The sequence below is a fragment of the Magnetospirillum sp. WYHS-4 genome (genome assembly GCA_039908345.1).
Lineage (GTDB): Bacteria > Pseudomonadota > Alphaproteobacteria > Rhodospirillales > GLO-3 > JAMOBD01.
The window spans coordinates 1-9,938 of record JAMOBD010000086.1 but is presented as its reverse complement, the minus strand read 5'-3'; the positions used below and the strand labels follow the sequence as shown (position 1 = coordinate 9,938).

Below are 9,938 nucleotides of genomic sequence, written 5' to 3'. Positions count from 1 at the left end.
TCCGACGGCCCGAAGGCGTAGTGGGTGCGTTCGGCCTCGCCGCCGGTGTAGGGTTCGATGTCGAGGGGAGCTTGCGGCACCGCCTCGTAGTCGGTCTCGCCGGAAATCACTGGATAGGGGCCGGCAATGGCCCCGTCTGGGCGGCGAAGCGCCAGGTAGTGGGGGACGAGTTCATTGGCTTCCCCGTCGGGCGTTCCGCCCTCCACGCCTCTTGCCGCCCATTCCAGCGGCTCGGAGGTGATCAGGGTCTCCCCGTCCCAGCCGACGATCTCGCCGCCCTGGCCCCAGCGGGGCATGTCGTGGACGAGGGCGATCAGGTCGCCATAGGTGGGAATCAGCCCCTCCAACTCGGTCTGGAAGGTGACGAGCTTGCGCCGATAGCGGTTGGCAGCCGCCATGTAGAGGCCTTCACGTCCGGCATGGTCCTTGTCGGTGCAGCCGGTGAGCTGGAGGCGGGCGGTCTTCTCCTCGGCGGAATCGGGGAGCTTGGCGGTGACCTCGTCAGGCCGCCAGGTGCGGGCCGAGAAGTATTCCACCGTCACCGCATCGGCGGTCTCCTCACCAGGCATGACGTAGCGGATGCGGAAACTGCCCTTGGCGATGTTGCGGGGGCCGAACAGGGCGACCGGCAGGCTCTGCGGTCCATCGCGGACGATCCGCACGATGCCGCCCTGTTGGATGGGCACGGCCCGGCCGCAGCGGGCGATGCGGGTCAGCGCCTCCCATACCGTCATGGAGGTGTCGAACACCCCGTCGAAGTGATCGCCCCGGCCGTCCCAGACGGCATCGAGAGCCAAGAGGCCGGTGAGATCGACCTTGGCGTCGGCCAGTTCCGCGCCGTAGTCGGCTCGGGCCACGTCGGCGAAAGCCCAGGCGATGGACCGGGTCGGCACCGGCGCCGACCATCCTGCCTGGGACCAGACCGGCAGCTTGCGCGTCACGATGCAGTTGATCAGCCGCGACGTGCGCTGCGACAGGTTGTCGGTGGCCCGCATGCGGATGGCCAGCAGGGTTACCGACCCATAGTCGGGCTCGTCCTGGAGCCAGGCGCTCAAGCCCGCCCAGCGGATTTCGTGGCCAGTGCGGGACGAGGTGTCCTTGTTGTCGGTGCGCCGGAGGCGGACCTCGTAACGGCCCGGCGCCACGACGTAGCGGTAGCTCAGCCGGATCGGCGTGTTGGTGGCGGCGGAATGGCTTTCCGAGGCCAATTGCTGCCAAGCGCCGATGGCGAGGCCTTCATCGTCGATGGTCCGGGCCTCGACCACCCAACTGGCGGAACGGGCATCCAACCCGCCGGAATCGTTGGCGTAGTAAAGGCCACGGGCGAAGACGATGTCGATGCCGATCCGGGTGGCGGTGGTCTCGGCCGAAGCCGAGACGAAGGGACCGATCCAGCCGGTCTCCCCCGAGCCCAGGTCGTTGGGCGCGGTCAGTTCCTGGCCAGCGACTTCGGGCGCCGAGGTGACGTTCGGATCGAACAGGGTGACGGCGCCACCCGGCTCGACGATCTCGTATTGGACCTCGGCGAAGTTGCCGATGTCGGTGTCCTCGATGCGGATGGCCTCGAGGTCGTAGTAGCCCTGACCGATGACATGAAGCTGGTGCAGGTACTGCTCGTTGCCGGCGTACTCGTACCAGGGCTCGGCGGCGAGATCGGGATAGACCAGGTGGCGGCCGTAGATTACCGGAATGGGCTGGCCGAGCCGGGCCTGGTTACCCTGGGCCTGCAGCGAATAGGTCGGGCTCGGGCTGGGCGGACTGCCCATGCCGCCAAGCCCCCAATCGGCCGACGGTCGGGCCGGATTGGGGGCAGGAACCAGGGCATTGACCAGCGCCCCACCCACCAGATTGACGGCGCCCGAGATGACGCCCCCGAACACCTGGCCCCAGGTGACCGAGCCGAAGGCCGCCGCCCCGCCCTCGAAGCCGAAGGCTCCGGCCAGGGCGCCGCCATAGGCCGCGCCCAGCGCCATTCCGGCCACCATGACGGCGACCATGAGCACGGTGCGGAGCGGGTTTTTGCCGCCGCCGCCACCTCCGCCACCCCCACCATGGGGGAGCGCCACGAAGCAGACCACGTCGCCAGCATGGATCACCAGCAAGGCCCATTCGGCCCGGAGCACGGCGCGGCCGTTGACCAGGCAGATGGTGGGTTGAGAAAACTCGGCGATGCCCTGCCCATCGAGCCAGCCCCGGATGGTGACCGGCTTGGCGACGGCCATCACCTGGCGATCACGTTCCGGCCGCAGGGCATTGCGGACCATCACGACAGTTGCGGGACGGGTCACGGACGGTCTCCGATGAAACGGTAATAACCCTCGATCCGCCAGCCATGGGCAGCGAGGCTGTCACGGGTTTGGGCGACCACGCCCTTGTCACGGACGACGTGCAGCACCCGGCCGCCGTCCACCGCCAACCAGATGCCGACATGGACGGGATAGCGGGCCTGGCGCATCAGGACGCAGTCGCCCTCTTCAGGAGCTTCGACCAGGTCCCAGCGTCGGCGCTCGGGGTGGTCGCGGAAGGCCCTGGCGATGGCGAGCAGGTCGTCCGGGTTGGGGATGGCCGGCAGGTCGCGGCCGAATCGTTGCCGCTGCACATGGCGCACCAGCGCCCAGCAATGGAACGCGTCAGGCCCATCCCCCGTGGCGGACCACGGCAGGCCGATGTACTCCGATGCCCAATGCATCAGCGTCGCAGTCCCGGATACTTCTTGATGGTGTAGATGTCGCTGGGGAACGCCTTGTTGCCGATGTCGAGGACACGGGCGCGGCCGGTGACACGGAACACGTCCACCTCGACCTCGGAGAGGGTCATGGTCAGCGGCGGGTCCATCTGCGGCCCCTCGATGTCGGTCGAGAGGTAGGGCCGGTAGGTGACCTCGATGGCATCCTGGCTGATGGCGGCGGCGTCCAGGTGACGGGTGATCTCGCGCCCGACGTTGTCGAGCGTCACCACAATCTCCGGCACCGGGATGGTGTCCACCGGCGGCAGTTCCATCTCGAAGCCGAGCGCCACGAAGGGAACCAGCAGGCTGGCGTCGCGCGTCGCCCCCGCCTCGATCCGGGCGACAAGACCGACCTTGCGCCGGGCCTCCTCGTCCAGGCCATCGAGCACGGCCTGAACCTCCGCTCCGCCGAGCCCGAGCCAAGTGGCCGTGTCCTCGTAGTTCCTGACCACCCGGATCGGCTTGGCGATCCCGTCCTCGATGAAGGACGGGTGCCAGATCTCCAGGGTGTGCAGGACGACGACATCGGCCGGCGCGGAGGCATAGGCCTCGCGGATGGCCTCGGATAAGGCGGGATCGGGCATGGGGGGCTCGTTTCAGGCACAAAAAAGCCGGCTGATGCCGGCGGTCGAAGGGTGGGCCTGGTGGGGGCGCGAACTACCAGGAGAAGGCCTGGATATCCTCCAGGGTGGCGAGGCTTGCGATGGCGGCTTCGGCCTCGTCGCTTGCCAGCCGAATGAGCTCACGCTCGGTATAGACCTCCTGGAGGGTCGTAGTGCCGTTCAGGGCATCCCTCTCGCGGGCGCGCTCGACCTTCCAGTCGAGATTGGCGATACGCTTCGCGGCCTCGGCCTTGACCCGCCGAACCATGGCGGCTTTGGCCGTCTGGAGTTCCTCGGCCTTCCTTTGCGTGACTCGCTCGTCATCGATCGCGCGGACCTCGTCGTCGGTGGCGCCGTCGTAGCGATCAACGACCTCACCATCGACGAGATGGAAGCGGTGCCCCAGGACCGAGTCCACCGGCAGGTCGTGGTCGCCCTCGGGGCCGATGACGCCCCAGTCATTGCCGTGGGGAAAGCTGATTTTGCTGGCCATGATCAGATACCTCCGATGATCGGGACGATGTAGGGGTAGTTGGTCGAGTGGTATGCGCTGTCGAAGATGTAGACGTTGAAGCCCGGCACCTTGGAGCTCATGTCCCCCTTGTCGGCGATCACGTCGAACACCCTCTTGGTGTCGATATGCGACATATAGATGCCGTAGCCGCTGTCCGAGTTCGGGCTGTAGGAGACCATGAAGTCGCTGTCGCGGATGGGAGCGAACGACCGGCCATAGCTGGAATCCTGGTATTGCAGGAAGGCGTACTTCCCGTCCGACACCCGGATCAGGAACACCTCGGCCCCGGCCCCGTAGTAGTAATAGGGCTGGTAGCAGATGACGTATTGGCCGTCGTTGGAGATCTGGAAACGGATGCCGTTGCGGTCTGCCTGCTCCATGCCGTAGGTCGTGGTCGTGCTCAGCGTGTGGGTGGCTTCCTTGGTGTAGCCCCCGGAGCCGTTCGGCGTGAACCGGTCCAGCATGCAGTAGTTGCTGGGCTCCATGCGCACGACGATGATCTTGCCGTCGTCGCAGGGAATGACGATGCCGCGATACAGGCTCTCGGCATAGCCGGCCGAGTTGGCCGTCCAGTCGAAGACGGTATGATGGGTCTCGTCGAGATTATTGAGCCAGGAACGGCGGTTGCTGGCGGAGATATCGAACGGCGGGACATTCGAGTAGACGTGCAACCTCATGGAGGTGCCGCCGTTCTTGTTCTCGTTGACGACCAGTGTGCCGGTTTTCTCGTTGTAGCCGATCATCCCGTATTTGTTGTAGGTGCCGAAATTGTTCTGGGCGTAGAACTTGTTGTTGGTCCAGGCCAGATGCCAGCCCTCGGTGCCGGCCAGACGGCCGGGCGCGATGGCGCGGGGCGCCACGCCTGCGTACTGGTTCTCCATGAACAGGGCGAGGTTGCGGTTGGTCTTGTTGTTGACCCAGACGCCGACATTGCGGAGCGCCGTTGCCGAATAGGGGCTGGCACGCCCGATCATCGAGCCATCGGGGCCGACCGCCAGCGCCAAGTGACCCAAGTGACCGCAGCGCGCCGTGCCGTCACCGTAAGACGTATCCGTCGAGCTGATGTTCGAGTTGGTCTGGCCGTAGGAATACCAGTTGTTGAAGAACTCCGTGCCCATGCTGCTGGTGCTGCCCTGCATGTAGCCACTGTCATTGTAGTGCTGGCGACAAAGTTCCTGGAGATAGTGGTTGTAGACCACCGTGCCCCAGGGGGCGGAACTGCTCATGGTCACCACGGCGAAGGCCGGGCGCTTCCAGGGGTCCAGCAGGTCGCGGTCGAGATGGCGCTGGTGCTGTTTTAGCGCGTTGAACGTCAGGATATCCATCGTCAAACCTCCGTGATGGCTGCGATCTGCCCGTCGGGCGTGTAAGTGAAGGTGAAGGCGCGGGTGTAGGCGATGCCGCCGAGGGTCAGTTCCTCGGCATAGCCCGCCATGGTCCCGTCGTCGTTGTAGGTGATGCCGTTGATCAGGCGCGGCCCCTGGCGAATGGAAACCGCCCGGCCCGCGAGGTCGTATTCGACATCGCCCGCGACGATGGCCCCGGTGAACAAGGCCGCGTTGGCGGCATCGACCGAATAGCCCGCGCCGGTTCCGAGATAGCCGGCGAGGTTGACCTCGAACTCGGCCATTTGATCGTTGATGCGGGTTTCGATGGCGTTGGAAAAAGTCTCGATCTCAGTGATGGCGGCATTCAGGCTGGCGACGATCGTGCCGTTGACGAAGCCGGTGGCCGTGGCCAGCCAGAGCGTGTTGACGTGATCCTTCAGCGCCTGGGCAATGGCATTGAGCCGGGCGGGGATTTCGCGGGCTTTGGAGTTGTTGAAGATCGAGACGTTGTCGGAGAACGCTGCAAAAGGGGCGGCATTGGGGATCGGGGGGATGGTCAGGGGCATGGGATCAGGTCTCCGCGTAGAAGGTTTCAAGGACACGATCGCCGAACGATTCCAGGGTTCGTTCGCCGACCATCACGGCGCCGGTGACATCCAAGTTCCGTTCGTCGAGATTGAGCAGCATCCACCGCTCCTCACCGCCATGGGGGATGTTGCCCAGCCGGGAAGCCCGGGTGAGCATGAGGATGTCCTCGCCGCTCAAGCCGGGGGCATAGAGCGCGGCCGCCTTGGCGGTCACCTTGCGCAGCAGGGCGTCGTGGGCGTCGGTATCCTGGACGTCCTCGATCAGTTCGATGGCCTTCACCATTAGCGCGAAATCGTCCATCCGCAGGTTGGAGGCGTCGAGCTTGGCCGAGATGGTGGCGAAGGCGTTGTCCTGGGCGGTCTTGAGCGTCAGGTAATGGGCAAGGGTGGTCATGGGCCTTCCTTTCAGAACAACTCGATGCCGAGCGCCCGGTAGTCCGAGCCCCTGCGGGCGGAAACGACCAGGGTTTGCAGATCCAGCCCCGTGGCTTCGGCGACGATGACGGCCGCCGCCTCGGCAGCCGTGGCGAAGCTCTCGGCCTGTCCGGCGCGGAAGGTGCTCATGGTTTCCGACTGCGCGGCTGCCGTTGCGGAACCAGCCGAGGCGGTTTCCGATGCGAGGGCCTGGGCGGCCGACGCGGATGCAACGGCCTCGGCATCGACGGCCAAGGCAGAGGACGCCGCCGCCTGTTGTTCCGACAGGTGCGCAGCTTCCGCGCTCGTCCGGGCGGCGACTTCACTGACGCCAGCTGAGATGGCCGAAGTGTTGGCCGCTTCGGCCGAGACTGCGGCGCCCGTCGCCATCTGAGTGGCGATGGCCTCTGCCGCTGTGGTGGCGATCCGGGATTGTTCCGCCAGGGCGGCGGCAGTTTCCGCCGCTTCCCTGGATGCCTGTGCCGCGACCGCGCTGTCGCTGGCCGCAACAACGCTGTCCGAGGCGGATGTGGCGCTGGCGGCGGCATTCGTTTCCGACAGGCTGGCGGCCTGGGCGTTGGCTGCGATGGCCGCCTTGCTCGTTTCCGCCGTTTCGGCGCCCTGGACGGCCAGCGCCGCACTGGCCGCTGCGGCGGCAACCTTCTGATCCAGCGTTTCCAGACCGGATTGAAGCCGGGTATCGATGTCGGCGATGGCCTTGGCCACCGTCTTGACCGGGCCTCCTTCCGTCTGGACGACCGCCTGATCGTCGCCATGGACGATCTGGTGCAACAATTGCCCATCCGCCGCCGCTTGCGATACGGCGGCGCTCAGTTCGGTTTGCAGGGACATGACGTGTTTCTCCGTTACCAGGCCAGCGGACCCGGCAGGCGTCGGTGAACCAGGGCGTTGAAGTCCCGGATGGAGGCCAGAAGCAGGGTCGGATCGTTATCCAAAAAGATGCCGAGGGCCTCCTTGTCGAGGGTGGGCCGCTCGCGGATTTCAAGCTCCGAGGCGATCTCCCACAGCACCCCACCCACCAGCTTGGCTTCGAACTGCCGCGTGAATCGGGCCTCGTGCTCTACCAATCCCATGCCGCCCAGGAGGGGGATGTCGAACCACTCGCCGCCCTCCTTGGCCTGCCACTTGTACCAGGCATCGAACAGCGCGAACTGCTCCCGCTTCATCAGCCAGCGCACGGAGATGCGGGACGGCACCTGGGTGAAGCGCTTTCTCTGCCGCGCCGGTCCCGCCTCCATCTCGGTGCGCAGGATCGCCTCGCCCGGGCGGATGCCGTAGCCCTGCACCGTCGGCAGGGGCAGCGTCGTGGGCCAGGTGATGGTCATCGATAGGCTCCGGCAGCCGGATTGAGACCGTAGCGGCGTTCCAGGGTGGGGGCCAAGCCCTCGCCCCGGCCGATCTTGCGGCTCATCAGCATCTCCATCTGCTCGACGAAGACGTCGATCATCACCTCGCCGGCCGCGCCACGGCGAGTTTCGGTGCGGGCCTGGGTATTGGGCACGGTATTGGTGACGGTGGGCTGCACGACCACGGTCACGCCGCCTTGCCCGCCCGCCAGATTGAAGCGGTGGCGCGGATCGTCGCGGGTCAGCACCTCCTCACCGCGAAGGGCGACGATGGGCACTTCGCCCGAGCGCAGGCCGACGAGGCCGCCGCCGTGGAATCGTTCCGCCGTCCCGAACAGGCCTGGATCGACATCGCGGCGGCGAAGCGGGTCGTGGCCGACCACGCCACCGGAATGGGCTTCCAGGATCAGCGTCGAGTTGGAGGGCGTCGGGGTCGGAGCCTCGCTGCCGCCGCCCCCGGTGAACCATCCAGCGAGGCCGGAGCCGATGGAGGAGAACAACCCCTCCAGCATGCCGCCGAAGGGCTTGATCACCGACATGCGCCAGGCGGCGCGCAGAGCCTCCTCAGCCATGGTGTTGAACAGATCGCCCGCCGCCAGCTTGCCTGTGGTCGCCCATTTGACGAAGGCGTCCTCGCCGGCCTGAAGCGACTTGGCCACTGCCTGCTCGGCGGTGCGGGCGGCGTTGCTGGCCTCCTCCACATAGTCGTGGACAGCCCGGACGGCGCCGTCACGCCATTCCTTGGAGGCATCCAGCTTGCGCCGCTCGGCCTCCTCCACCGCCCGGGCGTAGGTGTCCTGGTCGATGGCGGCGTTGGCGAGCAGGGTATCGAGTTCGGCCAGGACGTCCCGGTATTCCTCCTCGGCCGTGCGGTGGCGCCGGGTGATCTCGGCCCCCTTCTCGCGGAGCTTGGCCTCGGCCTCCAGTTCCTTGTTGAGATCGTCGATGGCCTGCTTCTGGTCGAACAGGGCGCCCGACAGGCGCTCGACCTCGGCACGCTGTTCCGCCGTCGCCCCCTCGGGGAGGCGGGAGAGCGCCTGGTCGATGGCTGCACCTCGGGCATCGGTCAGCCCGCCCAACTGGCGTTCCAGATCGGCGATGACCTTGCGGGCCTGATCGCCGGTGCGCGCGGCGGCCTCGCGGATCGGCTTCTCGATGGCCTCGATCTTGCGGGCGGCCACGTCGCGCAACAGGGCGATCTCGCGATCGACATCGACCGGATCGATGCCCGGCAGGCCCCGCTTCTTTTCCGCCGACGCGATGTCGCGGGCAAGCTGGTCGTGGACGGCGGCGATCTTCTCGGCGGCGTCCACCGCCGCCTTCACCTTTTCTGCTTCCAGCGCTTTGATGCGCGCCGCGATGGTTTCGGCGTTGCGCTCTTCTTCGGCCTGACGGCGCCCTGCCTCGGCCTGGTCGCGCTCCGCACCGAAGGCTTCGACCTCGGCGCGGCCACGGGCGACCAGGTCGTCGATCTCGGCCTTGAGGCGGTCCACCTTGGCCTGGGCGGCTGCGGTCGCCTGGTTAATGCGAAGCCCGTAGGACGGATCCCAGGTCACCGACCCGGAGCGCAGTTCCGCCAGACGCTGTTCGGCTTCCACCAGTTCGCGGCTCTTGGCCGCCACCTGCTGGCTGATGTCTGGCTCCTTGAGCCAGCCCCGGATGCCGTCGATGGTGGCGGTCAGCCCCTTCAGCGTGGTTTCCACCACGCCGCCGATTCCGGGGGTCTTGGCCATCTCTTCGAGCAGGTTGCCCCAGGCCGCCTTCAGGTGATGGACGGCGCCGGTGAGCCCTGAGGCTTCGGCCTCGCCAGCGCCGCCGACCTGTTGCTCCAGGGTCTTTAGGATCAGCGCCTGGGCGCCGGCCACGTCGCCGGTCTCGACCATGGAGGCGATCATGTCCCGCTGCGAGGCGGAGAAGCTGACACCGACCCTTTTGAGCGCGGACACACCCTCGACGGGGTCCTCCAGCGCCTTGCCCAGTTGCACGGCCGAAGAGCGCAGGTCCTGGCCGAAGACGGCCGACAGGTCCTGCGCCGCCTTGATGGCGCGCACGAAGGTATCGCCCGAGACCGAGCGGAAGGTGGCCAGCACCGAGGAGGCATCCATCACCCCTTCGGCGGTGGCCATGGTGCCGGCCTCCATGGCGTCGGCCAGATCGTTGAGTTCCTGGCCGGTCAGTCCCGAGGCATGGCCGGTGGCCTTCAGCACGGCTTCGAGCCGCAGCAGAGATTGCTGCGCCGACTCCATCTCGCGCAGACCCTGCCCGAGCGCCATGGTCAGCGCCCCGACCGCCGCGCCCGCCGCCAGTCCCACCGGCCCCAGGCGCAGCATGGCGGAGCCCACACCGCCCAGGTTGCCGGCGAAGCCTTCCAGATGCCCCCTGGCCGCCGAGGTCACCT

10 protein-coding genes are annotated in these 9,938 nt (G+C 66.9%); all 10 read right to left on the bottom strand.

The features are described 5' to 3' along the window. The coding region (locus tag H7841_16940) for a phage tail protein (GenBank protein MEO5338553.1) at window positions 1-2,288 on the bottom strand (2,288 nt) is incomplete at its 3' end. Then, window positions 2,285-2,689, bottom strand: a complete 405-nt coding sequence (locus tag H7841_16935; protein MEO5338552.1) for a C40 family peptidase — start codon at window positions 2,687-2,689, stop codon at window positions 2,285-2,287. The genes H7841_16940 and H7841_16935, both read right to left, overlap by 4 nt. Then, on the bottom strand, window positions 2,689-3,312 hold the full coding sequence (locus tag H7841_16930; protein ID MEO5338551.1) for a DUF1833 domain-containing protein: 624 nt from the start codon (window positions 3,310-3,312) through the stop codon (window positions 2,689-2,691). The genes H7841_16935 and H7841_16930 overlap by 1 nt, the downstream gene beginning before the upstream one ends. Before the next feature lie 73 nt (window positions 3,313-3,385). Further along, window positions 3,386-3,823: a hypothetical protein gene (locus H7841_16925; GenBank protein ID MEO5338550.1), complete on the bottom strand. Its 438-nt coding sequence runs from the start codon at window positions 3,821-3,823 to the stop codon at window positions 3,386-3,388. A 2-nt stretch (window positions 3,824-3,825) separates the two neighbouring features. After that, complete coding sequence (locus tag H7841_16920) at window positions 3,826-5,169, bottom strand: hypothetical protein (protein MEO5338549.1); 1,344 nt, start codon at window positions 5,167-5,169, stop codon at window positions 3,826-3,828. 2 nt (window positions 5,170-5,171) lie between these two features. Continuing rightward, window positions 5,172-5,738: a hypothetical protein gene (locus H7841_16915; protein ID MEO5338548.1), complete on the bottom strand. Its 567-nt coding sequence runs from the start codon at window positions 5,736-5,738 to the stop codon at window positions 5,172-5,174. A gap of 4 nt (window positions 5,739-5,742) precedes the next feature. Beyond that, entirely contained in the window at window positions 5,743-6,153 is a 411-nt protein-coding gene (locus H7841_16910) for a hypothetical protein (protein MEO5338547.1), read from the bottom strand. An 11-nt stretch (window positions 6,154-6,164) separates the two neighbouring features. Next, on the bottom strand, window positions 6,165-7,025 hold the full coding sequence (locus H7841_16905) for a hypothetical protein (GenBank protein ID MEO5338546.1): 861 nt from the start codon (window positions 7,023-7,025) through the stop codon (window positions 6,165-6,167). 14 nt (window positions 7,026-7,039) lie between these two features. Further along, window positions 7,040-7,519 (bottom strand): hypothetical protein, encoded by a 480-nt coding sequence (locus H7841_16900; GenBank protein ID MEO5338545.1) that lies wholly within the window; start codon window positions 7,517-7,519, stop codon window positions 7,040-7,042. Then, a partial coding sequence (locus tag H7841_16895; GenBank protein ID MEO5338544.1) for a phage tail length tape measure family protein occupies window positions 7,516-9,938 on the bottom strand: 2,423 nt, incomplete at its 5' end. The genes H7841_16900 and H7841_16895, both read right to left, overlap by 4 nt.